Origin of the sequence: Vibrio sp. AND4, from assembly GCF_000171815.1 — a bacterium.
Classification (GTDB): domain Bacteria; phylum Pseudomonadota; class Gammaproteobacteria; order Enterobacterales; family Vibrionaceae; genus Vibrio.
In genome coordinates this window covers 431225-458144 of sequence record NZ_ABGR01000002.1, presented here as the reverse complement: position 1 = coordinate 458144, position 26920 = coordinate 431225, and the positions used below count along the sequence as shown (strand labels likewise).

Annotated in this window: 20 protein-coding genes; 12 read left to right on the top strand and 8 right to left on the bottom strand. The window is 43.5% G+C overall.

Annotated features, from left to right (window positions below; translation table 11 throughout):
- Positions 1–47: 47 nt before the first annotated feature.
- Complete coding sequence (locus tag AND4_RS04690; RefSeq protein WP_009841759.1) at positions 48–773, bottom strand: DUF3581 domain-containing protein; 726 nt, start codon at positions 771–773, stop codon at positions 48–50.
- Positions 774–1773: 1000 nt separating this feature from the next.
- Between AND4_RS04690 and AND4_RS04685 the strand changes: the two genes are divergently transcribed.
- The 6 genes from AND4_RS04685 (at position 1774) to AND4_RS04660 (ending at position 11112) form a co-directional block, all read left to right on the top strand.
- The gene (locus tag AND4_RS04685) at positions 1774–4434 is read left to right on the top strand and encodes a hypothetical protein (RefSeq protein WP_009841758.1); all 2661 of its coding nucleotides are present in this window, start codon (positions 1774–1776) and stop codon (positions 4432–4434) included.
- Between the two features lie 12 nt (positions 4435–4446).
- Complete coding sequence (locus tag AND4_RS04680; protein ID WP_009841757.1) at positions 4447–5196, top strand: ADP-ribosyltransferase; 750 nt, start codon at positions 4447–4449, stop codon at positions 5194–5196.
- Between the two features lie 14 nt (positions 5197–5210).
- Positions 5211–6005: an ADP-ribosyltransferase gene (locus tag AND4_RS04675; protein ID WP_009841756.1), complete on the top strand. Its 795-nt coding sequence runs from the start codon at positions 5211–5213 to the stop codon at positions 6003–6005.
- Between the two features lie 108 nt (positions 6006–6113).
- Entirely contained in the window at positions 6114–6854 is a 741-nt protein-coding gene (locus AND4_RS04670; RefSeq protein WP_009841755.1) for an ADP-ribosyltransferase, read from the top strand.
- A gap of 351 nt (positions 6855–7205) precedes the next feature.
- Positions 7206–9494, top strand: coding sequence for a hypothetical protein (locus AND4_RS04665; RefSeq protein ID WP_009841754.1), 2289 nt, complete (start codon positions 7206–7208; stop codon positions 9492–9494).
- A 4-nt stretch (positions 9495–9498) separates the two neighbouring features.
- Positions 9499–11112 carry a M91 family zinc metallopeptidase gene (locus tag AND4_RS04660; RefSeq protein WP_009841753.1) on the top strand — a complete coding sequence of 538 codons (1614 nt, stop codon included), beginning with the start codon at positions 9499–9501 and terminating at the stop codon, positions 11110–11112.
- A gap of 121 nt (positions 11113–11233) precedes the next feature.
- Here AND4_RS04660 and hutH read toward each other — a convergent pair whose 3' ends face one another.
- From hutH to hutC, 5 genes are all read right to left on the bottom strand, one after another.
- The gene (gene hutH / locus AND4_RS04655) at positions 11234–12769 is read right to left on the bottom strand and encodes a histidine ammonia-lyase (RefSeq protein WP_009841752.1); all 1536 of its coding nucleotides are present in this window, start codon (positions 12767–12769) and stop codon (positions 11234–11236) included.
- Between the two features lie 11 nt (positions 12770–12780).
- On the bottom strand, positions 12781–14478 hold the full coding sequence (gene hutU / locus AND4_RS04650) for a urocanate hydratase (protein ID WP_009841751.1): 1698 nt from the start codon (positions 14476–14478) through the stop codon (positions 12781–12783).
- A gap of 112 nt (positions 14479–14590) precedes the next feature.
- Positions 14591–15604: a formimidoylglutamase gene (gene hutG, locus AND4_RS04645; protein ID WP_009841749.1), complete on the bottom strand. Its 1014-nt coding sequence runs from the start codon at positions 15602–15604 to the stop codon at positions 14591–14593.
- A 1-nt stretch (position 15605) separates the two neighbouring features.
- A complete protein-coding gene (hutI, locus tag AND4_RS04640; RefSeq protein ID WP_009841748.1) occupies positions 15606–16856 on the bottom strand; it encodes an imidazolonepropionase in 1251 nt (416 codons plus the stop codon).
- Positions 16857–16973: 117 nt separating this feature from the next.
- Positions 16974–17681, bottom strand: coding sequence for a histidine utilization repressor (gene hutC, locus AND4_RS04635; protein WP_009841747.1), 708 nt, complete (start codon positions 17679–17681; stop codon positions 16974–16976).
- 192 nt (positions 17682–17873) lie between these two features.
- On the opposite strand from hutC, the gene AND4_RS04630 reads away from it, so the two are divergent.
- The 5 genes from AND4_RS04630 to rplT all read left to right on the top strand — a co-directional run bounded on the left by AND4_RS04630 (position 17874) and on the right by rplT (position 22392).
- Positions 17874–18617 carry a sporulation protein gene (locus AND4_RS04630; protein ID WP_009841746.1) on the top strand — a complete coding sequence of 248 codons (744 nt, stop codon included), beginning with the start codon at positions 17874–17876 and terminating at the stop codon, positions 18615–18617.
- A gap of 582 nt (positions 18618–19199) precedes the next feature.
- Positions 19200–21128, top strand: coding sequence for a threonine--tRNA ligase (thrS, locus tag AND4_RS04625; protein WP_009841745.1), 1929 nt, complete (start codon positions 19200–19202; stop codon positions 21126–21128).
- Between the two features lie 3 nt (positions 21129–21131).
- Positions 21132–21683 (top strand): translation initiation factor IF-3, encoded by a 552-nt coding sequence (gene infC / locus AND4_RS04620; protein ID WP_083796262.1) that lies wholly within the window; start codon positions 21132–21134, stop codon positions 21681–21683.
- A gap of 121 nt (positions 21684–21804) precedes the next feature.
- On the top strand, positions 21805–21999 hold the full coding sequence (rpmI, locus tag AND4_RS04615; RefSeq protein ID WP_009841743.1) for a 50S ribosomal protein L35: 195 nt from the start codon (positions 21805–21807) through the stop codon (positions 21997–21999).
- 39 nt (positions 22000–22038) lie between these two features.
- Positions 22039–22392 carry a 50S ribosomal protein L20 gene (gene rplT / locus AND4_RS04610; RefSeq protein ID WP_009841742.1) on the top strand — a complete coding sequence of 118 codons (354 nt, stop codon included), beginning with the start codon at positions 22039–22041 and terminating at the stop codon, positions 22390–22392.
- A gap of 177 nt (positions 22393–22569) precedes the next feature.
- On the opposite strand, the gene AND4_RS04605 is transcribed toward rplT, so the two are convergent.
- On the bottom strand, positions 22570–23898 hold the full coding sequence (locus tag AND4_RS04605; protein WP_009841741.1) for an anaerobic sulfatase maturase: 1329 nt from the start codon (positions 23896–23898) through the stop codon (positions 22570–22572).
- 74 nt (positions 23899–23972) lie between these two features.
- Entirely contained in the window at positions 23973–25544 is a 1572-nt protein-coding gene (locus AND4_RS04600) for an arylsulfatase (RefSeq protein WP_009841740.1), read from the bottom strand.
- Positions 25545–25862: 318 nt separating this feature from the next.
- Here AND4_RS04600 and AND4_RS04595 point away from each other — a divergent pair, with 318 nt between their 5' ends.
- Entirely contained in the window at positions 25863–26672 is an 810-nt protein-coding gene (locus tag AND4_RS04595; protein WP_009841739.1) for a helix-turn-helix transcriptional regulator, read from the top strand.
- Positions 26673–26920 lie beyond the last annotated feature (248 nt).

Sequence of the window (26920 nt, the reverse complement as noted above, 5' to 3'; positions counted from 1 at the left end):
AAATTGGTCGGCAGGACCTAGTCTATGTGAATAGAGCTCTCTATAAACTAGGCCGCCTTAGCGAACTTTGCTAGGAAGGTATCCTTACGTTCGTTAAAGCGTTGGACCAAATCGTCTACGGCCTCTTGATCGTAGGGCTTAAGTCCACTTGCTACCATACGTTTTATGCCTTTACCTACGATTTCACCATCTTCTTTAAAATCGAAGTTAAGTGTCACCACCCCACGTTTACCCTCAACATCAAACGTTGCACCTGCGAAGTCGACTTCTGGGTGAGTTAGGTCTAAGCGATTAAATTCTACTTCCATGCTCTCGTAAATCACCAATGGACGTTGGCAATTTATCATCATTTGTTTCTCTTTCATTAGAGGAACCATGATGTGTGGGAAGTTCATACCAGAGAATTGAACGTAGTTTGTGACAACATGTTCAACAAAGGCTTGGTTGTGGCTGGTTTCACCCTCGCGAGACATGTGCAGGTACTCTTTCCCCGCTTCGTCTACAACAGCGCTTTCTTTTTCACACTTATTTTCAATGTGAAGTGGTACACCGTCGTTTACCATTCCTGAAAAATCGAAGCGCATTTTCTGACTTATGCCTTCTTTGCATAACAACACAGCAAAAAGCAGATCGCCGGGAACACAAAAGCGTTTGTTGTCTTCATCATGAATAGGGTTGTAATCACCGGCTACACGTTTTGCAAAGTGACTTGCTTGCTCACGTGTGAACTGGAATTGGTGATTAGTATCTGAAAAATAAGGTGTTAGAAACATAATTTTTACGCAATAACCAAAACTGCTTTGGATTATAGGCGAATAAGCTCCTATCAATGGTCCATCCAGTGAAAAGTTTACTGGATCGACACATTGAAGTGATGAAGATGAAGAGCAAACCACATTCTGATCGTCTGATATCGATTATCTATCTGGACCCGCTAGACTTTTAAAGCGACGCCATATCTATAAACCATGACATTCTCGCGAGTTAATCATATCAAAGTTACTTTGGTATAGCTGTCTGGTTTGTTGAGTTATTGTTAGGGTTGTTGGTTTGCGGTAAGAGGTGTGGGGGAGATACAGGTTGTAAAACTGATAATGGGCTTTTTTCTTGTGAATGTGTGAGATATTAACCATTGGCTATATTTATAATTTAATCATCAATTTATTAATGCGTTATAAAACATAGCCTTAATTATATATTTTTTGAATGGTGCGTGACTGTTTCGGTTAAAACTTTTTCGCTTTGAATAAAATATAGTATCAAATAACACTATTGATATAAATGAGATTAAATATCAACCTTGTCACTTTTGGAATATATAATCAATTTAAAACAATATTTTAAATTGTTAGAACTATCTTTAGCTGAGTTTTACCATGCTCGATGCTTTTTAATTTAATATCTTTTCTATCAATAACTTATGTGGTCAATGGCTTACGGTAAGTTGAGATAAGGTTTATTGCGGTAACTGTGTTGCTGGTTTAATGTTTTAAATATCCTATAAAACAAAAGCACACCCTGATGTCTGTAAATATATTTATTGCCGGACTTTTATTTTTCAGGTTGTAATAAAATTAACAACTAAGATTGTCTATTTATGAACTCTATGATTTCTCTTTACTACTTAATGAATTAATTCTAAGCCTCTCTTTTTCTTCATTTGTTACTAGAGCATTTTTATTAAAAGTTTTTTATTTCCGGTTGTGGATTAGCAACCGGAGGATTGCTGCTTCTTGTAAGAAGCAAATAACTTCTCAAACCAAGGATAATTATATGAAGTTAAAAAAATTGGTATTGGCGTGCGCCATTGCTTCCCCCTATGTTAGTGCCTTTCAAGTTTGTGATATTGGTGAAGAATATAACGTACTGGATAGCGAGAGCTTCCACGATATACGTAAGTCTAATTACAAAAAACTTAGTGAAGATATAACGGTAGAAGATTTATTTGTATCACCACCGGAACATTATGCTGATGTTCGACCTTCGCTTGTTGAGGCTGAAGAAGTGTTTCCAAAAACGGCTTCACTGCTTGACGCAGGTCCTGCAAATATTGCGGCTCTTGAGTCTGAAGAAGCAGCGAGTTTACTTGCAACAATAGGACGCTCTACTGCGGGATTTACCAAGGAGGCACTTGAAGCTTTAGGACCAGTAGGCGATGCGGTCGCTGTTGGCTTATGGGCAAATGAAGTGGCTCAAGCCTTTGAAGATGAGACGCAAACATCCTATGACCGCTTTGCTACCGTCATGAGCCTAGTTGATTGGTTTGGTGTTCTTAAGCTACCTGAACGAGATATTGACCGTAAGATTTTAACTGCGCGTTGGGATCGAGTTGCGGCGGGCGATCACTACAGTTTTACTGCTCATGATGACATGGTTACCCAACAAGATAAAAAAGATAAGTTGCATTGGGCTAATCTTGCCGTAGGTCAACGGAGAATGCTGGAAGCTCTGGCGAAGGGTTATGCTTCAGATGTTGCTTTGAAGTATCAGCAACATTATCAAGAAGCGCTAAAGGCACAAACTGTTTTAACAGAGACCTTAATCAAGTCGGTTGAGAGCGAATTTCAGAAAGCCATTTTCAATAAGCTCGCGCTAGAAGGTGACGATGCTAAATTATTTGCCTCCGATCTTGCTTCAAGTTGTCGTAGTGAAGTTGAAGCGTTAATGGCTTTATACCCAGAACAAGAAGAAAACAGTAACCGCCCGATGTCTTTGCCATCAAAGCGTAAGGCCAATCGAGCCCTTGCAAGCTTGCAGCATTGTCAACAAGATCATTTAGACATGGCAGTGTCGATGGTTGATAAGCTAAGGAAGGGAGAAATTGAAGGTTTTGACCGCCAATCCATACATCAACTTTATCGACAAGTACTCAATGCGAAAATCAAAATCGTCGAGACCGCCAACAATCAGCTTGACGGGCTTAGGTCTAAGTTAAAAGCAGAGATGTACGCAGAGGGCTTAGCGGCAATCGATAGCTTGTTTGACTCAGGAGCGGTCACAAAAGCTCATAATTATTTTAAAGATCAAGCTGATTATTTAGCGATAGATGAAATGTCTCGCACTCTTTTAGGGCGCTTACCAACAGCAGAAGAACGCGAGAATAAAATTTTTATATTACAAAAAGGTTACAACGATTGTGTCAAGTTCGGGATGATAAGGAATGGCAAATATGGTGGTGATCCGAATTTTGTTGGCTGTATAAAAGAGGAGTGGGTTCCAGACAAGACAGAACTTTATGAATCTTCAAAAGACCCTGTCATTTCTCAGATGGTTATGCCAAAACGTGATGCTATCAAGCGTGCCTTTTCTCAATCTTTGGATGAACTGATCCAAGAGGGGTGGAGTTCTCGAAATGAAGAAGCATGGCTTGAGAAGCAAATTCTAAGTTTCTCTGATAAGCAACGTATCATCAGAGACGCGAAAGCTGATAAAGCACGAGTGATGCATTGGTTGTTTGACTCCGATAATACGCTAAAAGCAGAGTGTGGCGGTGGAGATGCCTGCTCGGGGTGGTCGCCAGCTTATCTAGCCAAAGTAAACTTGTCTCGTGACTCTTCATTGCGTCATATTGCTGATTGGTATGAAAAAAATAAAGGCGGAGGCTATTACGTTCATAAAAAACGAATGAAAAAGTTGGGAGGGCTTATTCGCAAAGCATTATCAAGTGAGTGGCAAGCAACACATGTTAATGGCTTTTACAGCTACTTATACCCTGGAGCCTTTGATCTAGATAAGCACGCACCATTGATTGCATCGGCACTTAAGGCTTCGAACTTGAATACCAGTAGCCTTGCTTCAGCAATGCCGCTAGCGAAAAGTATTGTAAAAAGTCGCATTTTAGAAGCCGTAAATACTGCGAAAGACAATGGTAAAGAATCACTTGGTGAACAAATTGGCGATTTCCAGAGATACATTGGCATTATTCATGCGCAAAATATATCTACTGGTCACTACGCATCTGGCCATGAAGGTATGGATGCACTTTTCTCTGAGCCATTACCAGCGCATTTACTTCGTTATATGACATTGGATGTTTATCACAATGTTGATGATATCGATTCAGCGTACTACTACCCAACAGGCACTGGCGAGGGTATGAGTTATGACGCGCGATTACATGCATCAATCGATAACCTATTTAATGTTAATTCTGAATTAGGTCAAAAACTTGAACTACTCGTTCAGGTTAATGAGAACTTCACGAATCTTCCGGGCAAAACTTGCAGCATTAATTATCCACAGCTGAGAGACCCTTTGTTCAAGATCTCTGGTGATGAATCAATATATTGGTTAACGCCATTCTCTGATTGGTTTGACAGTGTGACTCGCCAACAAATAGGCCTATTCAGCGCGATTCAATTCGGTGTAGAGAAACAGAATGAGCTAAATATTTCCTGTGACTTAAGTTTAAATAATCCAAGATATTGGTATTAGGAGGAACGGAATATGTTGAGAGTTCTTTCACTCAGTATTCTGTGTTTAAGCTTTGTTGCTCAGGCTGCACCATTTGATGCTTTGGAATCGCCTTCGCGTAGCCCGAAACAAGTCAATGAGCTAGCCTCACAGTTTTCTGAATGGGCGAAAGCTTACAGAGGCTGGCAATATAAATTTATGACGGCGAAAGAAGCAGAAGCGTTGGAAGACTTTTCAGTTTCTGGCTATCAACTTGCGAATGACTATTTAAGAGCAGCAGATGCTTCCACCTGGGGGAGTTCTGGAAAAAACGCTCGGGATTTTATTAGGCAAGTGAGCAGCGCCATGAAAAAACTGCCTCGTTATAAAGGAGTGGCTTATCGTGGTGCTTGGGCAAAGCAATCTCTTTTAAAGAAGCTTCAGGTTGGCGATATCGTGGTTGAGCCTGCGTTTACGTCAAGCAGCATCATTCCTGAAGTTGCGAAACGGTTTGCTGTTGTAAGACCAAATTCACCGCAGCCATTGCAACGCGTGTTGTATGAACTGGAAGTTAAGAGGGATGGTCGTGCTCTTGCCGGTTTGTCTGAATTAGACAGAGAAGCGGAAGTGCTTCTACCACCTAATACTCATTTCAGGGTCACTGATATTGAGTGGAATCGAGGTTCGGCAATGGTGGCGCTGGAAACAGTATCGTCATACAAAACGACGACGGGGACAACATACAATCTTTTTTCAGGCGAAGAGATAAAGCAGCCTTATTGGCATTCTCTAGTCTGCGGTTAAGTAAAGAGGGAAATATGAACAAAAGATTATTGGTGGCCTTGTTGACAGTTGCCACTCAAGGTTACGCATTTGCTGAAGATTTTGCTGAGTTTAAAGGCCCAGATTTGTCGCCTCAGCAAGAAAAGCAGATAGTGAATGATTTGGTCGATTGGTCAATGTCCCATGATGACAAAATGCGAAAAATAATGATTCCAGAGGAGTATGCAGCGGTTAAACGCTACGGTCGTGTTGATCACGATGTGATTAATGAGTTTATGCGAGCGGGTGAACCTGAAACGTTTATTACACCAAGCATAGGGGCACAGCTAAAGGGGAGCACCGCTCATTTACGAAGCGCAATGAATAAGATACCGAATTACAAAGGGACGGTTTATCGAGGCTCAGCGATCAAGAACAGCCTGCTAGAAAAACTTAATGTCGGTGATATTCTGCATGAAAAGGGCTTTTTATCAACATCGACACTTCCGAGTATGGCGAAAAGTTTTTCTGTTAACGCTGCCTACGACAGCGGCTCTGCTGCCATCGGCAGTGCGTCCGCTGCACAATTCAAAATTGATTTGAAAACGTCAGGGCGAGCAATCAATACGCTTACTTTTAAAACCTACGAAGCAGAAGTTTTAGCAAAACCTGGTACTTACTTCCGTATCGAGGCGATTGAGAAGATTTCACCAGAACAAAACTTCATTAAAATGAGGGAGGTAAAAAATCCATCAAAATATTTAAAGGCTGAGCCAGATATAAATATCTACGATAGTTTTAGTGGAGCTGAAATGCAAATTAAATCGCGATCAGCATTGTATTGTCTTTAATTAATAAAACCTCTCATGAACGTTCATGAGAGGTATTTAATAATATAATAATTATTTGTCTCTTTGCTATTTAGGGCAAAGAGATTATTGCGTCATTGGTAAATAATAATGAAATATAAAAAATTAATTTATGGACTGTTAATTCAAGTTTGCTTTTGCTCACATTCATTAGCAGGCTTGAAATATAATAATAAATATTATAGTAATTCAGAGATAGAACAGATTATGGAGAATATGTCTGAACCTGGAATTGATGATTACGGAGAGTTTGAAAGTCTAAGGTCAGAATTATACGAACAGGCTGATATTCAGCAAGATCTGCTCTCACAAGAGGAATCCGCTGCATTAGCTGAGTATCAAGATTATGCTTATGCATCGACTCGAGAGAGTTTTCTTTCGGGATACTTTGATGATGAGACTCTGAATACCATCGGCCATATTGACTCAGCTTTTGAAAATAGCGCGAAGTATCAGGGTGTAACTTATAGAGGGGAGGGGGAGCTTGGGGCTTACATGTCAGAGATCCAAGTTGGAGATGTCGTCAGCCCTACGACTTATGTATCAACGTCAATATCAAAAAATGCCGCCTATAACTTTCACTCTGGACAACTCGCAAGGTTCGAGTTGATGCAAGGTAAAAGCGGTATTGTGCTACCGAATGTTATTGAAAATGAGCTAGAAGTTCTGATTAACAGGAATTCCTACTTTGAAGTGGCTGCTATTAAAACGAGCTATATGGGAACTCAAGTGGTTTATCGAGAAATTGATCCCAACTCATTGGGCAATAAGACAATAAAAGATATGCACACCGGCGAAGAAATAACAGCCTCTGAAGTGTGTGCTTTTTAAATGATAATTTGCTGTTCCTAGTAGTCTTAAGGTGCTTGGTTCAGTGAAAAACTTGGTTTGTAGGCTTGGCGATTATTTAAGGTTCTCGTAATTTTAAAATTAATCATTAGCAGCAAGTAGACAAGCAAAGAATTTTATTACTAGCGAATGCCGTATTTTGGGAGAGTCCCATTGAATTGTGTTCGCTATTTAACTAATAGCCTTACCAGGCAACCTAGAAAGGGCTGGCTATTAGACTGCGTCGTTTTCCTTGATCTCCAATCAATGACAACGCTTTACTCATTACCTCGTAGTTACTTAGGGATAGATTATTTAATTTACAGCTTTAATAATACAAAGGACATAAAACTAATGAACTCAAAACTAATACCTAGTTGTATAGCTCTGGTCGCATTTAGTCCAGCCGCATACTCGTTGTGTTTTATCGATGGCATGGCTGATACACAAAGCTTAAATAGCTTCGACAGCCAGCGCTTTGAAGGGAATCTTCATCAGCAGTACTTCTCTGAACCTCAATTTGGTTCCATGCTTGGGGAGTTAGAACACGCTTCACACCAGCAGTTATTTTCTGAGGTTTGGCCCTCTACCGAAAAGGCAATAAAGGCCGTACCAACTACGATTGAAAGTTCGCTAAGTGGCTCTGCGATACTAAAACGATTGGGTCGAGTTGGTAGCTCAACCCTCGAAGTTCTTGGCCCTGTTGGAGACGCAATTGCTGTGGGTTTTTGGGCTGAAAATATGGTGTCTACATTTTCAAAAGAGTCATCGACGCGCTTAGATAAAGCAGCCTCTGTTTTTTCGATTGTTCCATTAGTTGGTGATGAACTAAACACACTGTCTAATGACATTAAATATTTCGCGGCAAAACAGAAAATTGAGGAATTTGAAACTCAAACTCACTATGTTTTTAATGATCATCACCCTAACTTCAAACGATTTCATCATAGAAAAGTAGACGCAATTAAGCTCATCAATCAATACGACAACCATGTCAATTCGTCGATTGAAATGTACATCGATCACTTGCTGCTTGTTGCAGATACCGAATACCGCCGTATTGCAGCAGGGTATGATCGTCAGCTTGCTAGGCAAATGGCAAGGATAGACTTGGAATATATCAAGTTTTACGGGCACATATCAGATCAATCAAACCTTAACCAACCTTTATGCTCTGAAGTGGCTGATAATCCGACTAATTTGATGAACTGTATTAAATCCGAGGGACAAAAGCGATTTCAGCTGATTTCTAAGCAGCTCTCATCATCAGAATCAAATCAACTTAGCTTAAAACTGCACGAAGCGAAACGTTCGCTTGTGCGGACCGCAATGAATAACTTGCAGCAGCATAAAAACGCTTTGATAAGCAAATCAATTGCAAGGGCTCAGCGGCATATTCCCACAATATTCCAACACACCGAACTTAATCGAGGCATATTGGAGCAGAGAGCACGAATGAGTGGTTTACGCGAATACGCGAAACTGAATTGGAATGTTGATTACTTATCAGAAGAGCAATTAAACACGGCGAAGTTTAAAGTAAGACCTGCAAGAAGCTGTTGGGGCGTACCATCTGTCTATCCGGGGGGGATTCAAGCATCGCTGAGAGCGTGCAGAGACTCAGGAGCCCTCTATGACACCTATCATATATCGAAAGATCCAGAACTCGTTGAGGTGATAAATAAATCACGTACCTTTGACGTAGTAACTTATGTCAACGCTAAGATAAAATATGGTTGGGAGTCAGGGTTACTGGGTACGAGAGTGCTCGAAATGGCTCATGCTTACGTACTTGTTCAGCTCTCAAATCAAGCATTTGACGCCTTAGTAACACAGCTATCAACGCTAGAGGTACTGCCTTATCAGACTACTCTGACCGAGTATTTATCCAGCCAAGGTCTGGATGCTAATGAGCCTAAAGTCAGAAAAGACTGGTATCAACTCAGTCGCTGGTACGAACTGCTGTTGACTGAAAAACCACCAGCAAGTGATCCACAACTTGTGGCGCAATACGAAGCGCTCCGAGCGTTAGTGAAACCAGTCTTCGAACAAACTCTTGCTGAGGCTTACATTCGCGACCTCTACTACTCGATGCCTTATCCAAGCGTCTATTCAGCAAACAACCTCCAATTTTATTCTCCAATTATGGCGGAGACGTTTGGCAAAGTCGTCGAGAATTCCGATCCGAATACCCTTAAGACCAATTTAGCTTTGGCAGTGGTAGAAATCATAAAGAAAGTTCAAGGAGTAACTACCGCTAACGAGTTGCATTATTTACTCGGTGATTTGGCTTTATATGCGCAAATTGGTCAGCATCAGCAATCTGAGGTACATGTGCTGACGGATGCTGGTAATTCCACTCAGCTGTTTAACAGCTCATTATCAGCAGTTCATAGGCAGTATCTCAATGAAGAGCACCAACATACGCTTTCTCAACAAGTGATGAAATCAAAGCAGCATGATTTGTGGCAAATATTATCTCGTGTTGGTAGCCAATTATCTCAAGGCGAGTTGGATTTAGCGATTTCACACTTGGGTGATGCTATTCGAAACAATGATATGACCATGCTTCCGCAGATTCATGAAGTTCTTATTCAAGAGTTAGAAGAGCTTATCGAACTACAGATTAAGATTGAGGGTTAATAGCATGAGATTTTTCAAGAAGATAGTAAGCGCTTTTATTGCATTTTCAACATCTATTACAAGTGCTCACGCTGGCGGTGGAGCAGAAATGGGAGAGTTTTACTCAGCTCCTGATGGTGTCAAAGTCATTGAGGGTTACAACTCCTCGCAGCACGGTAATCTCTACCGAGTATCGACAAACCTGTATGTTCAAACAAAAGATGACGGGTATCTTGAGGATATAAAGCTTCTGATTCAAAGGCTGAAAATGTCACCGACTGGGCGAGAGATATTGCGCCAAATCGCAGCTTATACACCGGTAAATGCAGTAGAAGATAGTGTGGGCCCTCTCGTCGAGCATCTTCAAGGTGTTGATACGGACAAGGTAAACGTAGTTACCGTAATTCGCGAACCAGAAAGTGCTGGTCGTTTGTTTGAGACAGTTCCCTCCACTTTTGCGGATAAACAAAAATCAAGACTTGTATATTCGCGGCAGTTTGATGGAAAAGGCGTGTCAAACACCGTATTCTTTTCTACCAAAGAAGTGGTCAATATTCCTGGGACGGAAAAAGCGTTTGATCAATCGGTTGCGTTGGGCCATGAATTAATCCATGCACGTGACTATGCCTCTGGTGGGATGCCTTCAGGTAGCGTTTTACTAAAACATCGTCACCCTGAGACAGGACAAGCCACTGAATATTCAATTGACAATGCTGAGTATCAAACTACGGGAATCTCGCATTATAACAATGCAGAAAGTGGTAGGGATGCTGAGACTGCGATAAGTCCAATTCGTAGTAATGCCATTTCAAGGCGAGAAGAGATGTATTTCCGTTGGAAGTCACGCGGTCAGAATAAACCGAAAGCTTTTTTGAAAAATGAAAAAGTAGTGAGTGAGTTTCATTTAGCTGATGACCTTGGTGCCCACAAAAGAAATACTTACTGGCCCGCAGGACAGTACCAATATCACCCTTATACCGTGGAGGTAAGACCAGCGGCTGCGTACCCATCACCTAAGTGGGATACGCTGGAGGGAAAGCAAGCGCATATTGAAGTGCGCCGAGCATTGACCCAATCTTTGAATGAAGGCAAAGATACGGCGATTGTACTTGTCGATCCGACGGAGCAACGTCTAACGAAAAGCTTGAAAAAATCGCCAATACTTGCAAAGCGTGGTTTAGGCAACCAAAGTGCAATCTTGAGTTATGCTGCCAAAAATAATATCAAAGTGGTCAATGCATACAGTACAGAAAATGAAATGCCGCTCGGGAATTTGAAGAAGAGACAACGAAGTAAACTTTATCGTGCTATTGCTGGCCAGCAAGCAGGTGCTGACAGATACAAAGATGTTCAGGTCGGAAAAGGCAGCCAATCTTTGCTCTCACAAGAGCTTGAAGGCCAAGAAACCGTGCTGGTGATGGCATATTCTGACGGTCAAGTGACAACAGACATTGTGGATAAACTATCAGAAGATGTTAACAAACAAGTACTGGTATCACGACACTCAAACCTTGATTACCAACCTTCAAGCCTGACTGCAGAGGAGAGCTCTGCTTGGTTGAGTCTCCGAGAAAAACAGAATGTCAAAATGCTTGGTTCTGGCAGCCGTAGCCGTTTCAACGTTTGTAGTGTTCAGTAGTGTAGTGCGGTCATGAGAGTGGCGCTAAGCTATTAAAAAAGCCGGCTGAGAGATCTTCTCAGTCGGTCTTTTTCTACAAAATGTCTATTCTTGTCGGAAGGTTATCAATGGAGCAAGCTTATTAGTGCAGGCTCGGGAGTAAGCTCTCTGGCATTAAAGTATTGTGTAGCGCTAGTTTGAGTAATGCGTTAGCTTGCTCAATATCTGGCGCAAAGTAGCGATCTTTATCGTAGAACGATACTTTCTCACGCAGCATTTGCTTCGCAATCTCGATACGCTCAGAGGACTTTTGGGGGGCTCGGAAATCTAACCCTTGCGCTGCTGACAAGTATTCAACCGCCAATATACCACGGGTGTTTTCTCCCATCTCTTTTAAGCGGCGAGCCGCAAACGTTGCCATCGACACATGGTCTTCTTGGTTTGCGGATGTTGGCAAGCTGTCGACAGAAGCTGGGTGAGCCAATGTTTTGTTTTCACTCGCCAGCGCTGCCGATGTTACCTGCGCGATCATAAAACCTGAGTTGACTCCGCCATTGTCGACCAAGAATGGAGGAAGTTTAGACAGCGCACTATCAATAAGTAGCGCCATCCGGCGCTCTGACAAGCTACCGATCTCTGCTATCGCAAGAGCAAGATTATCCGCCGCCATAGCAACGGGTTCTGCATGGAAGTTACCGCCAGAGATGATGTCTTCATCTTGTGCAAATACAAGCGGATTATCCGATACTGAGTTTGCTTCTATCTTTAATGTGTCTGCCGCATTGCGAATTTGCTGTAAACAAGCTCCCATTACTTGAGGCTGACAGCGCAATGAGTATGGGTCTTGAACTTTATCGCAGTTGGTATGGGATGCACCAATTTCACTGGTTACCTCTAACATATGTCGATACGCTAATGCGGCATCCATCTGGCTGCGATGACCGCGCACACGATGGATACGCGGGTCGAATGGGCGACGACTGCCTAAGGCCGCCTCTACAGACATTGCTCCGCAAACCGTTGCAGAGGAAAATAAGTCCTCGGCGATAAATAACCCTTCTAGCGCAAATGCGGTTGAAGCTTGAGTACCGTTAAGCAGTGCGAGGCCTTCTTTCGGAGCCAATGTGATTGACTCAAGCCCAGCAACTTGCAGAGCTTCTAAACCTGATATTAGCTTACCATTGTGACGCGCGTGACCTTCGCCAAGAAGCACTGTACTCATGTGAGCAAGCGGCGCTAAGTCACCCGATGCACCTACTGAGCCTTTTTGTGGTACGCATGGATAAACTTGAGCGTTCACAAGATCAATCAGCATCTTGATGACTTTCAAACGCAAGCCGGAAAATCCACGAGCAAGGCTGTTGATTTTCAGCACCATCATCAAACGAACCGTCTCGTCTGACATGCATTTACCGATGCCCGCAGCATGTGAAAGCACAATACTGCGTTGCAGTGTTTCTAGATCTTCTGGCGCAATGCGTGTGTTCGCGAGTAGGCCGAAACCCGTATTGATGCCGTAAACCGTGCGATCTTCTGCAATCACTCGGTCGACAACTTGAGTACTCTCTTCAATGGCCGGAATCGCTTCTGGATCGAGAGTAAGGTTGACAGGTGAGCGACTCACCTGACGCAGTTCGTTTAAGCTAATATGGCCCGGCTTTAGCGTTAAATTGAGCATGTCTTTCATCCTTACTTCAGCTTTTTCAGTTCTTCATTGAGCATTGGCAAATCCAGTTTTTGCTCAGCTGCACATTGTTTTGCGATGTCATATCCCGCATCTGCATGACGCATAACACCCGTCGCTGGGTCATTGTGAAGTACGCGAGCAATACGCTCAGATGCATCATCACTGCCGTCACAACAAATCACCATACCTGAGTGTTGAGAGAAACCCATGCCAACGCCGCCGCCATGATGAAGCGATACCCAAGTTGCACCGCCTGCTGTGTTTAGTAGGGCGTTAAGTAATGGCCAATCTGATACCGCATCCGAGCCATCCATCATGCCTTCGGTTTCGCGGTTCGGGCTGGCTACTGAACCAGAATCTAAATGATCGCGGCCAATAACAATTGGCGCTTTCAGCTCACCGCTTTTCACCATTTTGTTAAAAGCTTGAGCGAGACGCTCACGGTCTTTCAGACCCACCCAACAGATACGGGCAGGCAGACCTTGGAACTGAATGCGTTTACGTGCCATGTCTAGCCAGTTGTGTAGGTGAGGGTTATCAGGGATCAACTCTTTTACTTTCTGGTCGGTTTTGTAGATGTCCTCTGGGTCGCCAGACAATGCTGCCCAACGAAACGGCCCAATACCTTCACAGAATAAAGGACGAATATAAGCTGGCACGAAACCTGGGAAATTAAACGCATTTTCGACGCCTTCTTCCAGCGCCATCTGACGGATGTTGTTACCGTAATCAAGTGTCGCAGCGCCACGTTTTTGCAGCTCTAGCATGGCTTTTACTTGAACTGCCATGGATTTTTTCGCTGTTTTGATCACGTCGGATTCGTCTTGTAAGCGCATTTCTGCCGCACGGGACATGCTCCAACCTTGAGGCAAGTAGCCGTTCAATGGGTCGTGTGCGGAGGTTTGGTCGGTTACTACGTTTGGCGTGATATTACGCTCTACAAGTTCTGGGAAGATGTCTGCTGCGTTGCCCAGTAGACCGACAGAAATAGCCGTGTCGGATTCTTTTATCATTGCTAGCGCTTCATCCAACGAGGTGGCTTTCTTGTCGACGTAGCCTGTGCGCAGACGGTAATCGATGCGTGATTCGTCACATTCAACAGCAATCATGGAGAAACCAGCCATTGTCGCAGCTAAAGGCTGAGCGCCGCCCATACCACCAAGACCGCCAGTTAGGATCCATCGACCTTTTGCTACACCATTGAAGTGCTTCTTTGCGACTGACACAAAGGTCTCGTAAGTGCCTTGAACAATGCCTTGTGAGCCGATATAAATCCAGCTGCCAGCGGTCATTTGTCCGTACATCATCAGGCCTTCTTTATCCAGCTCATTGAAGTGCTCCCAATTGGCCCAATGCGGTACGAGGTTTGAGTTAGCAATCAGAACGCGAGGTGCATTTTTATGAGTCGGGAAAACCCCCACGGGTTTGCCAGATTGGACGAGAAGAGTTTGGTCATCTTCGAGTCTTTCCAGCACTTCAACAATCTTATCAAAGCACTCCCAATTTCGTGCTGCTCGGCCGATGCCACCGTACACGACGAGTGATTGAGGATGTTCGGCTACGTCTGGATCAAGGTTATTCATCAGCATACGGAGCGGGGCTTCCGTTAGCCAAGATTTGGCGCGCAGTTTTGTTCCCTGCGGCGCACGAACGGTTCTGCCTGTATCAAGGCGTGGATCTTGTCCCTGGCGTTGTGTCATGTTAAGACTCCTTCAGTTTCACGCGTATGCCAAGTCTATGCTCGGCTATTTCTACTCGGGTAAAGTGCTGTCTGAGCTGTTTCTTGTCCGAGTTGATTGTTATTAGGTTCGGTTATTTCGGCTTACGGTTTATTTCTGCCATGGCATTAGTGATGTCCCAACATAGACGAGCAGCTAACCGAGCAGTTTGGCTATCGACATCATAAGTGGGGTTATACTCGGCAATGTCTGCCAGCATCAGTTTGTTTTTGCAATCTAGGATTAGTTCGAGAAACGGCGAAAGGATGTCGTAGCTGACCCCTCTGGCTGCTGGAGCACTCACGCCCGGAGCTGTTGCTGCCGGGAATACGTCCAAATCAATCGTTAGATAGAGATACTCGCACCCATCGATGAAGAGTTGTAGCTGTGTTAAGTGGTCGATTTGGTTCAGGTAGCAAAGTTGTTTATCTTCCAAATACCAAACCTTGAGTTCATCAGCTTTCTGGAACAGGGCTTTGGTATTGCTGCTTCTACTGACACCAATGCAAGCGTACTGAAACGCCCAATTATTGCGTTGGCAAAAGTGATGGATCTGATTAAACGGTGTGCCTGAGCTCGGTTTTACCTCTGCAAGTGAACTGTTAAACGCGCGTAAGTCAAAATGTGCATCGAAGTTGATAATTCCAATCTTTGGCTGCTTGTCTGGATGATGCGTTTTGAAGTACTCGGCCAAGCCTGAAAATGATGCCCATGCGATTTCGTGTCCGCCACCTAGCACTACGACAGGTGAATGAGGCAGCGCTTTAGCAATCGTAGCTGCGCACTGCGACTGGCTAGTTTCTAGTAAGTCGTCTTCGCAAACGACGGTGCCGAGATCGTAAAGCGGCGCATCTTGGTGCCAAGCGAGATTGGCTAGGGCACGCCGGATTAAATCCGGTGACTTTTTCGCACCAATACGACCCTTATTTCGGGCAACACCTGCGTCAGTTGCAAAGCCAAGGATCGAGACCCCTTCGCTCCTGCTCGGTAAATCTGCAACAGAAATGTTTTTAATTACGTGGTGAATACGCTTACCAAGTTCACCGTCTTCCGTATCGTGACGGCCTTGCCAGTGAAATGGAGTGGCATTGAGATCGGATTGAGCCATGTTACAGTCCTCCATGAGAGGCATAGTCACCATTAACGATGCGAGCGACTAAACGTTTTACGCCAACTTGATAGCTAAGATCCGCTGGGTTCTCTATATCCCACACGGAGAAATCAGCGTCATAACCCACCGAAATCACGCCACGAGACCCCCCATAACCCAAGGCTTTTGCGGCGTGCTGGGTAACGCCGCGTAGTGCCTCCTGAGGGGTTAAACGGAACAGGGTGCAAGCCATATTCATCATCAGAGTTAAATCTGCGAATGGCGATGTCCCTGGGTTGATGTCTGTTGCTATCGCCATTGGCACCTTGTGTGCTCTGAGTAATTCGATAGGAGGCAATTGGGTTTCACGTAAGAAGTAGAACGCACCAGGGAGCAAGGTTGCCACGGTCGAGGAATTGGCGAGCGCACGCACACCAATTTCATCGAGATATTCAATATGATCGGCAGAAAGGCCATTGTATTTTGCCGTTAGCATAGTGCCGCCTAAATCAGAAAGCTGTTCAGTATGCCCTTTGACATGTAAACCGTGTTGTTTTGCTGCCTCAAAGACACGCTCGGTTTGAGCTAAGTTAAAACCTATCGACTCACAAAATACATCGACGCTGGTGGCGAGCTTTTCCTCTGCCACGAGGGGAATGATGTCTTCACAGATGTGTTGGATATAGTCGTCTGCACGGTGTTTAAATTCTGGTGGAAGTGTATGAGCGGCGAGTAGGGTTGTGGTGATTTTTACTTTGCGCTCTTGCTCTAAGGCTTTCGCTGCTCGCAGCATCTTGATTTCATCTTGTAGTGTCAGCCCGTACCCAGACTTAATCTCAACAGAAGTAACACCGCTTGCAAGCAAACCATCTAAACGTGGTAGAGCGAGCTCTACGAGTTGCGCTTGTGTCGCAGCGCGCGTAGCACGAACGGTAGAGAGAATGCCACCCCCTTGTTTGGCGATCTCCTCGTAGTGGATACCGTTGAGGCGCATTTCAAACTCGTTGGCACGATTTCCAGCAAACACAAGATGAGTGTGACAATCAATAAACCCCGGCAACAACAACTTGCTTTGAAGGTCAATGGTCTGTTCATATTGGGCTGGATTCAGGATGGATTCGGTTTCTGAGTTGTCTTCGCCTCTTGCTAGGCGACTAAGTGCAACGATTTTTCCTGATTGAATGCCGACGCGAGCGAGAGGAGAGGGCCGGTAGCCTTGATCTCCTTCTTGCATAGTGACAAGGCGAGCATTTTCAATCAGCAAATCCATCTGATACTTCCTTTTGATTTGTATATTTAAATGTATATACAAATTAATAGGAGAAAAAAGCATCACTGACAAGACTGATGTTAATGAAATGTGATCGCGCCGAAGGGGGAGCTTAGTCTATAGCAGGATTTTAGAGCTTAATTTGTACTTATTCCCGGGATGGTAAAGGAGTGCGGTACTGACTAGTTTATCTTGACTCCAAGTGCGGCGATTGAGCAATAGACAAGGCTCGTTTGTTTGCATTCTGAGGTCTTGTTTAATACGTCCTTCAGGAACAATCGCCTCGACAGTATGCTCTATTGCACTCAGTGGGCAGTTATCTGAGAGGTATTGGTTTGGCGTCATATTGGTGAAATCTTGCTGCAGATAACTTGGCGCATACTGTCTGTTGACCCAACGTAGCTCAAGCTGAATTGGTTTTCCGTCTTCAAAGTGGATAATCTCGCTGTAAAATACCGTGGTGCCAAGCATCACACCAAGCTTTGTCGCGATACTGTCATCGGCTTTAATGGCGATTTTTTGCAATACCTCACTGTGATGTTCTCGTCCGCGATTAGTGATTTCAGATGCTATGTTACGGATGTCCAATAGAGGGGATTCAGATTTTTCTGTTGGATCACAAACAAACGTGCCAAGGCGAGGACGGCGTTGCAGTTTGCCTACATTCACCAAATCCCGAATCGCTTTGTTGACAGTCATTCGGCTCACGTCGAATTGCTGCGTTAATTCGATTTCCGTTGCGATCCTATGTCCTACCATCCACTCTCCCGAGTCAATCTTATCGAGGATAAACTGTTTGATTTGCATGTAGAGTGGTGTAGACATGTTAACTTCCTTTTAATTGACTATACAAATAGTGCGTAATACACGCACAAATTGCAAACGGATAGCGTTATTTTGTTTGCTGATAGAAGTGATGAATAAACATTCTTGCAATCTATTACTTGCGGGGGGTTGATCAGTTGTGTAAACAGAGACATATCAACATAATAAAACAAACAGTCACGAAGGAATCACATGTTTAAGAAACTAAAAGCATCACTTGGTATTGGCTCAGCAAAAGTCGATACGATTTTAGATGAAATGAGCGTATACCAAGGCGCAACTTTACGTGGCCACGTTCACATCAAAGGTGGGGATGTGGAGCAACAAATAGATGCCATCACCATCAAACTGAACACGGAAATGAAAGTAGAAGCAGACGACAGCGTTAGCTACCAAACTTTCACGATTGATCAATTGAAAGCGGTTGAGCCGTTTATTATTCAACCGAATGAAGACAAGCAGGTACCATTTGAGCTTAAACTGCACGACGAAACACCGATCACGGCAGTAAGTGCGCAGAAAAATCACTGTCACGTATGGGTTGAAACCACGCTAGATATTGGTTTTGCGATTGACCCGCGTGATAGGGATTATATCGAGGTTAAGCCGTTACCTGTGGCTTCCTGTGTGATCCGAACGATTGAACAAGCTGGTTTCTGCATGGTTAAAGCTGACGTCGAAAAGGGCTTTTTACGCGGTAACACTTTCACTTCACGTTCAGGGGTTTTCCAAGAGCTAGAATTTCGTAATAACGGTTTCGTTTCTAGTAAAGAGATTGAGCTCTCCTTTGTTTTAGATGGCGAGACGATGCATTGTTTAACAGAAATCGACCACTCATTTAGCATGTCCGGTGATCAGTACCGTTCTTTCTCGCTACCTATCGGCGCATCTGATTCACAAGTTGCTGCAGCAGTCGCGCTTACGTTGAATTTGTAACGCAAGCAAATACCAGCCCTGACTCTCGGAGTGATAGATGTAGCGTTAGGGCTTAGCTTCATCTCTTAAACAACCCTTTTCAATGTATTGTCGCCAATTCTTTTATTCTTTTATTAAAAAGAACGTATATAAAAAAGAACAGTCGTTTAATTTCTTGCTGGTCCACATTCAGAAAAACGAGCGTTCGAGCGTGCTGTTGAAGTGAAGAGGGCTAAATAGGGTGGGGTTATTTATTAAATCAGCTACATGGATTCTTCTAAAGCTATGGCCTTGAAACTTTCCCATGATAGGTCGAAGGATGATGAAAGGGTAAGAAGAGGGGGGCCTATTAAAACGCAGCACAATCGCATTCGGTCGGTGAAGGTGATATGTTTCTTCGAACTTGAGCTTAGTTCATTATTGTCATTTCACATTTATTCGTTACAATGCCCTTGGAATAAATAGTGGTGCATCCGTATTTGTACCTAAATTTGTACCAAATCCTACATATTTCTCTTACAAGTTTCATAACTTGTTGAATTAAATATATAAAATAACTTTCATGTGTTGCTTGGTGTGCAACACCACTGTAAAGGACATAGCATGCCTATTATTACTCTTCCTGACGGCAGTCAGCGTCAATTTGACAACCCTGTTTCTACTATGGAAGTTGCGCAATCGATCGGTCCCGGCCTTGCCAAAGCAACTATCGCTGGTCGCGTAAACGGTAATCGCGTTGATGCGTGCGATCCAATTGAAGAAGACGCAAGCCTAGAAATCATCACAGTTAAAGATGAAGTAGACGGTCTAGAAATCGTTCGTCACTCTTGTGCTCACCTTCTTGGTCACGCCCTTAAGCAGCTTTACCCTCAAGCTAAAATGGCGATTGGTCCAACCATCGACAATGGCTTCTACTACGACATCGACCTAGATGAGTCTTTAACGCAAGACGATCTTGAAAAGATTGAAAAGCGTATGAAAGAGCTCGCGAAAACCAAGTACGAAGTGGTTAAGAAAAAAGTAAGCTGGCAGGAAGCACGTGACACATTTGAATCACGTGGCGAACCATACAAGGTGGAAATCCTAGACGAAAACGTATCTCGTGATGACCGTCCAGGCCTTTACCACCATGAAGAATACATTGACATGTGTCGTGGCCCTCACGTTCCTAACATGAGCTTCTGCCAACACTTCACTCTGATGAATGTTGCAGGTGCTTACTGGCGTGGTAACAGCGACAACAAAATGCTTCAACGTATCTACGGTACCGCTTTCCACGATAAGAAAGCACTAAAAGCGCACCTAACTCGCTTAGAAGAAGCAGCGAAGCGTGACCACCGTAAATTGGGTAAGCAACTAGACTTATTCCACATGCAACAAGAAGCACCGGGTATGGTGTTCTGGCATCACAATGGTTGGTCTATCTTCCGTGACCTTGAAGTATTCGTGCGCTCTAAGCTAGATGAATACGGTTACCAAGAAGTAAAAGGTCCATTAATTATGGATCGCGTTCTTTGGGAACGTTCTGGTCACTGGGACAAATACGCTGATGCGATGTTCACAACGGCTTCTGAGAACCGTGAATACGCACTGAAGCCAATGAACTGCCCTGGTCATGTACAGATCTTCAATCAAGGTCTAAAATCGTACCGTGACCTACCACTACGTATGGCAGAGTTCGGCTCATGTCACCGTAACGAACCATCTGGTGCGCTGCACGGTATTATGCGTGTACGTGGCTTTACTCAGGATGACGCTCATATTTTCTGTACCGAGAGCCAAATTCAAGAAGAAGTAACAAGTTGCATCAAAATGGTGTACGATACATACCAAACATTTGGTTTCGACAATATCGTAGTGAAACTGTCTACTCGTCCAGAACAACGTGTAGGTTCAGATGAAATCTGGGATCAATCTGAAGAAGCATTGAAACAGTCTCTTGAATCGATGGAGATTCCATACGAGATCCAAGAAGGCGAGGGTGCATTCTACGGTCCTAAGATTGAATTCACACTATATGACTGTCTAGACCGTGCATGGCAGTGTGGTACTGTCCAACTAGATTTCAACCTACCAGGTCGCCTGGGTGCAACTTATGTAGGTGAAAACAATGAACGTCTTGTGCCGGTAATGATTCACCGCGCAATTTTAGGTTCACTAGAGCGTTTCATTGGTATTCTTATTGAAGAATATGCTGGTTTCTTCCCAACTTGGTTGGCACCAGAACAAGCAATTCTTATGAACATTACTGATAAACAGTCAGATTATGTTCAAGAAGTAGTACAAAAACTACAAAAAAGTGGAATTAGAGCCAAAGCAGACTTGAGAAATGAGAAGATTGGCTTTAAAATCCGCGAACATACTTTAAAGCGTGTACCGTATATGCTAGTTGTCGGTGACCAAGAAATGGAAGCAGGCGAAATCGCAGTACGTACTCGAAAAGGTAAAGATCTCGGTAAATTTAAAGTGGATGACTTCATTGCATACATCCAAGACGAGATCTTTAGCCGTAAGCTCAATCTGGAGGAATAAGCTATTAAAGGCGGAAGACGCGGCCAACAGCCGGTAAAACAAAACCCACACCGTATGAACAATGAAATTCGTGGCGTTCGTGAAGTTCGACTAACAGGCGCTGACGGTGAATCAGTTGGTGTTGTATCTATTCAAGAAGCGATCGCAGCTGCTGAAGAAGCGGGCATGGATCTTGTGGAAATCAGTCCTAACGCTGAGCCGCCAGTCTGTCGTGTTATGGACTACGGCAAATTCCTCTTTGAAAAGAGCAAATCTGCTAAAGAGCAGAAGAAAAAGCAAAAACAGGTTCAGATTAAGGAAGTAAAATTCCGTCCTGGAACTGATATTGGAGACTATCAGGTAAAACTACGCAACCTGACGCGTTTCCTTGAAGAAGGCAACAAAGTGAAGGTAACAATTCGCTTCCGTGGCCGAGAAATGGCACACCAAGACATCGGTGTTGACGTTCTTCATCGCTTGAAAGAAGACACTGTAGACTTTGCTGTAGTGGAATCTTTCCCAAGTCGAATCGAAGGTCGTCAGATGATCATGGTTCTTGCCCCTAAAAAGAAGTAATTAAAGGCTCATCAAGTAATTAAGTGCCAGTCGCCATTCTTTTTAATAGAAGATAGCGGGTGGCTCTTGTTCGCCCTAATTACGTTGTTTATTAAACCTACTCAATGCGGAGTTATTCATCATGCCTAAGATGAAAACCAACAAAGGTGCTGCTAAGCGTTTTAAGAAAACTGCTGGTGGTATTAAGTTCAAGCACGCTACAAAACGTCACATCCTGACTAAGCGTACTACTAAGAACAAGCGTCAACTACGTCCGAATGCAATCCTTCCTCGTTGTGAAGTGGCTGCAGTTATTCGTATGATGCCATACGCTTAATTCTTTTAGTTATCAATCGTTTAGTTTAGGAGAAGCATAATGCCTCGCGTAAAACGTGGTGTACAAGCTCGTGCACGTCATAAGAAAGTTCTAAAACAAGCTAAAGGTTACTACGGTGCACGTTCACGTGTTTACCGCGTAGCTTTCCAAGCAGTTACTAAAGCTGGTCAATACGCTTACCGTGACCGTCGCGCTAAGAAACGTCAATTCCGTCAACTTTGGATTGCACGTATCAATGCAGCATCTCGTCAAAATGGTCTATCTTACAGCCGTTTCATCAACGGTCTTAAGAAAGCATCTATCGAGATCGATCGTAAGATCCTTGCGGACATCGCAGTATTCGATAAATCAGCATTTGCTGTTCTAGTTGAAAAAGCGAAAGCTGCTCTTTAATTAGCAGTTTAGGATTAAGAAAAGGAGAGCTTATGCTCTCCTTTTTTATTGTCTTTTCTTTATGAACCAAAACGGGTTTCACTCCAAAATCGGTTTTAACAGCCGAAATCGTTGCCACGTTCATTTATTATTTTAACGCCCACCAACTACTTTTATGTCTACCAATGGTTCATACGGTTACAAACTTTCTGGTCTCGCTGAGCTTTTTGAAAGCTGGGCTTTGTTAGCTCCTGTGTTCATGACGGTGACCAAGCCAACAAGTATTGGTTGTGCGAAGTCAAAAAATGTCTTGATACCGGAACATAAATAATTGAGTCCGATCTCGCCATCAGGCGTTTTGATGATTCTATTTTTTGGACATTCCCCCCAGCACAAGTTTAAGTAAGGACAACGCTTACAATATTCTGGAAGGCTGTCGCGTTTTGACATGCCGAACCCTTCTTGACGAACAGACAGAGCCATATCTGGTAAATTTTGATCGTTGATGTTGCCGAGCTTGTATTCTGGATAGACGAAGTGGTCACAGGAATAGATGTCACCTGTGTGTTCTATAGCGATGGCTTTGCCGCAAAATTCTGAAGTCACGCATAACTGGCTTGGTTTACCCATTGTTTGAGCAACTGCTGTTTCAAACAGATTTACCATGACACGACCCAGGTCGTTATTGATCCACTCTTCAAAAGTTACTTTGAGAAAATTCCCCCAATCATCAGGATCAACGGACCAATCTGTGACGATAGACATAACGTTGCCCGGGCGCGCTTCTGGGCTCCCAAGAGAGGGTATTGCGGCATCATTAAAAAATTGAGGTGCCGCTGACTTAAAGTTTTTCGGCTCTACAACCGGGGTGAACTGTATGTAGTTTACCTTCAACTCGTCGACTAAAAAACGATATACTTCGATAGGGTATTTGACGTTATGGCGATTAACGGTGACAAGTGCGTTAAATTTGACGCCATATTGTCTTAGCAACTCTACCGCTTTCATAACGAGATGAAATGTCGGTTTGTTACTGCGGGTGACTCTGTACTTATTGTGGATACTCTCAGGACCGTCTATTGAAAGACCCACCAGAAAATGGTTCCGCGCTAAAAATTCACACCATTCATCGTTAAGTATAATACCGTTAGTTTGTAAGTCGTTGTTTACCTTGATTCCTTCATCGGCGTACTTTTTTTGTAAAACGACGACTTTTCTAAAAAAATCTAAGCCCAACAGAGTGGGCTCTCCGCCTTGCCAAGAAAATGTAACTTCATTTGAGTCCTGACTAGCAATATATTGTTCAATATACCTTTCGAGCAGTTCATCACTCATCCTTGGTTGCTTAGGTTGATGAAGTAGACCCTCTTTGTGCAGATAGAAGCAGTATTGGCAGTCTATATTGCACTTAGCCCCGCCGGGCTTGGCCATGACGTGGAAGCGTCTGACATGGCCTTTGTCTGCTTTAGCTGTTTTGAGAGGAACAACATCCAGCTCTGTCGTATTTCTAGTGAGATATTTGCTCATGGATATCCTCTAAGTTAAAGCCTAATCAGTGCAATGACGTGATTAGGCTATTTCTTTAGACTATTTTTAAGGGCTTATTGCTGCGTTTTCTTCATGGCATCCTCAATAATTTTAGTCATATCGAAGGTTGAACCACCTTGAGTCGGTGGATACTCGACCAAGCTTTTGACGTGTTCAGTAACCATTTCCGATGCTGGAGCGAGTAGCCATGACATTTTCTGAATTAAATGACCATTTGCATCGATTGAATCAAAGCTCTCAAACGGATCTGCTCTCAGGTTGTAGATTTTTGGTTTTGACAGTGGCAATAAGTTATCGTAGTAGTTTTCAGCGATAGCAAAGTGGAATTTCCAAGGTCCGATTCGAATAGCTGAAAGCTGATCCTCGAAGTAGTAAAATATAGACTGTCTCGCAGAGGATTCGCTTTTGCCTGTCCAGTATGGCAAGTTGTCGATACCATCAATATACTGTTTTTTCTCTTTTATCATCTGTTCTTTGACGCCTTTCACACCAGCGGCAGAGGCCAGAGTTGTAAACAGATCTTGGTGGCCCTGTATGCCATTGAGAACTTGTCCAGATGGAATGGTGCCAGGCCATCTCACCATCATTGGAACTCGAACACCGCCTTCATAGGTTGTCATTTTCTCGCCCCGGAATGGTGTAGTACCGCCGTAGGGCCAAGAAGAATGCTCAGGGCCGTTGTCAGTTGTGTACAAAACTATAGTATTCTCAGTAATCCCACGTTTATCGAGTTCGTCAAGCAGATAACCAATATCATGATCGTGTTGTAGCATGCCGCTTCCGTGATAGTCGAACTCACTGGTATATTGCTCCGCTGCGTAGCGCCACTTGTCGTTCAAACGTGTGTAAAGGTGCATGCGACTGGTGTTGATCCAAGTGAAAAACGGCTTGTCATCTTCAATTGATTTGTCAATAAACTTCAAGGCAGCTGGTATCATTTCCGCTTTGTCGAAATCCTTCATTCGCTCTTGTCCAAGTGGCCCTGTATCCGTGCATTTTTGCTTGCCAACCGCTCCAAATCTTGGATCTACCGTTTTGTCATCTTTTGCGTCAGCGAAACAATGTAATACGCCTCTTGTACCAAACTTTTTCGCGTAACTTTCAACAGAACCCGAGTATGCTTTGGCAAAGTTTTGATAGTCTCTTTGTTCGTGCTCCTCTTGAGTGTTTAGGTGGTACAAATTACCGAAGAATTCATCAAATCCATGCACGGTCGGAAGGGCAAAGTTATGATCACCGAGGTGGTTTTTGCCGAATTGGCCAGTGGCGTAGCCCACTTGCTTTAGGACCTCAGCTAGTGAAGGTGAACCCGCTTTCATCCCTAGCGCTCCCCCCGGCATCGCAACTGTGGTCATCCCCGAGCGAATAGGGTACTGGCCTGTGATGAAGGCCGCTCTCCCTGCCGTTGAACTTGGCTGAGCATAGTGGTCGGTGAATTTGATCCCTTCGTTAGCGATTCGGTCTATGTTGGGGGTCTTGTAACCCATTGTGCCCATACCGTATGCGCTTACGTTCTGCCAGCCAATATCGTCGCCGAATATAACAACAATGTTTGGTTTATCTGCTGCATTAGCCAAAGTCGGGAGTACCGCTCCCAAGCTTGCGGCAAGTGGTTTTAGTCTCATCATCAATTCCTTTTTTACCTACTTTTAGCGGCAATGATCTGTTCTAAATAGGTTTAATTACCTAAAGTAAGCGTAGATTTACATTCGATATTGTCAAATGAGTTAGTAATATAATCCCAATACGCTGAGTTGAACTTAATATGGAAGAAAAGTTGTGAATTTCTGTCGTGTTACAAACATTCGCTAATTCAGTTTTGCTTATGATTTTGTTAATAAAGTTAACAGTAGCTCTATGATTTCTTATGAAATATGAACTTGTACCTTGCGAGGTGGTTCTATATTGTTACAAATATGAATCATCACCATAAGGAATTGTAGATGAGAGAACTTACTCCTGAGTACTTGTTAGCAGCATTAAGACAAGCTATAAAAACCAAAGGGCTAACGTATCGAGAGTTGTCTGAGAAAATGGGAATGCCGTTATCCACTTTTAAACGTCATTTGACCAGTACCAACCTTGCTCTTGATAAGCTCTTAGAATATTGCCGTGCAGTCGATTGTACCCTTGATGAATTGCAAAAATTGGCCAATCAACTTCAAGCAGAAGATCAAGACTATTTTAGCCATACCCAAGACGAAGTCTTCTTTCAATTTCCTCATTTGTACGATTTTTATCGTGAACTACGAATGCTTCGTGGAAAGGATGGTTACGCCATTCTAATGAAAAAGTATGATCTCTCAGCGCGAAGTATGTCGGATTACCTAGGTGCACTTGAGTTACTCAATTTGGTTCATGTTGACGCAGAGAATAAAATTATTTTGCATGGCCCGCTTTATTATAGCTATTCAGAAAACTCAAAGCTTAGTGATAAGTACACTGAGATAATTAAAGAGCAAACCACCACACATGAGAAATGTGTTCGAGTTGCCTTGTCGCGAATGAAAATAACCGAAGAACAACTTCTCATTATAGAAAAACAAGTTGCTGACACCGTTCTAAACTTTCATTCAGAAAATGTGGTTGTTGATGATTTTGACGTTTCAGATTTCACCAATGTTTTACTCATCGCAGGTCCTCACCAGCCAGTGAAGTTTTCTGATGGTATTGGAAAAACCAGCGCCAGCTTCATTGAAGATATTCGTAACGCTATTGCGTTAGCAGGGGATAAGCCGAGCCTGTCGGTCTAAAATAGATTCATACTACGTTAGCTATCCTTTACCCCCCCAGATTTTCAAATTATTGCTTGCTTTCGAACCAAGCCACTCTCGCTGAATCAAGTATCTCGGGGGAGTTTTGAGTAATAACCTGTTTTTTTCATGTTTTTGTGTTCTTTTCATTCAATAACCTTTTCTTTTCATAATTCAATTTGGCTTTGGTGGCGGGTTTGGCTACTATGTACAGCTATCAAAAAACCAATCACTCCCTTATGGATACT

Bases quoted from the DNA above. Each gene is read 5' to 3' on its own strand.
- AND4_RS04690 (WP_009841759.1), bottom strand. From the start codon at position 773: ATGTTTCTAACACCTTATTTTTCAGATACTAATCACCAATTCCAGTTC.
- AND4_RS04685 (WP_009841758.1), top strand. From the start codon at position 1,774: ATGAAGTTAAAAAAATTGGTATTGGCGTGCGCCATTGCTTCCCCCTAT.
- AND4_RS04680 (WP_009841757.1), top strand. From the start codon at position 4,447: ATGTTGAGAGTTCTTTCACTCAGTATTCTGTGTTTAAGCTTTGTTGCT.
- AND4_RS04675 (WP_009841756.1), top strand. From the start codon at position 5,211: ATGAACAAAAGATTATTGGTGGCCTTGTTGACAGTTGCCACTCAAGGT.
- AND4_RS04670 (WP_009841755.1), top strand. From the start codon at position 6,114: ATGAAATATAAAAAATTAATTTATGGACTGTTAATTCAAGTTTGCTTT.
- AND4_RS04665 (WP_009841754.1), top strand. From the start codon at position 7,206: ATGAACTCAAAACTAATACCTAGTTGTATAGCTCTGGTCGCATTTAGT.
- AND4_RS04660 (WP_009841753.1), top strand. From the start codon at position 9,499: ATGAGATTTTTCAAGAAGATAGTAAGCGCTTTTATTGCATTTTCAACA.
- hutH (WP_009841752.1), bottom strand. From the start codon at position 12,769: ATGCTCAATTTAACGCTAAAGCCGGGCCATATTAGCTTAAACGAACTG.
- hutU (WP_009841751.1), bottom strand. From the start codon at position 14,478: ATGACACAACGCCAGGGACAAGATCCACGCCTTGATACAGGCAGAACC.
- hutG (WP_009841749.1), bottom strand. From the start codon at position 15,604: ATGGCTCAATCCGATCTCAATGCCACTCCATTTCACTGGCAAGGCCGT.
- hutI (WP_009841748.1), bottom strand. From the start codon at position 16,856: ATGGATTTGCTGATTGAAAATGCTCGCCTTGTCACTATGCAAGAAGGA.
- hutC (WP_009841747.1), bottom strand. From the start codon at position 17,681: ATGTCTACACCACTCTACATGCAAATCAAACAGTTTATCCTCGATAAG.
- AND4_RS04630 (WP_009841746.1), top strand. From the start codon at position 17,874: ATGTTTAAGAAACTAAAAGCATCACTTGGTATTGGCTCAGCAAAAGTC.
- thrS (WP_009841745.1), top strand. From the start codon at position 19,200: ATGCCTATTATTACTCTTCCTGACGGCAGTCAGCGTCAATTTGACAAC.
- rpmI (WP_009841743.1), top strand. From the start codon at position 21,805: ATGCCTAAGATGAAAACCAACAAAGGTGCTGCTAAGCGTTTTAAGAAA.
- rplT (WP_009841742.1), top strand. From the start codon at position 22,039: ATGCCTCGCGTAAAACGTGGTGTACAAGCTCGTGCACGTCATAAGAAA.
- AND4_RS04605 (WP_009841741.1), bottom strand. From the start codon at position 23,898: ATGAGCAAATATCTCACTAGAAATACGACAGAGCTGGATGTTGTTCCT.
- AND4_RS04600 (WP_009841740.1), bottom strand. From the start codon at position 25,544: ATGAGACTAAAACCACTTGCCGCAAGCTTGGGAGCGGTACTCCCGACT.
- AND4_RS04595 (WP_009841739.1), top strand. From the start codon at position 25,863: ATGAGAGAACTTACTCCTGAGTACTTGTTAGCAGCATTAAGACAAGCT.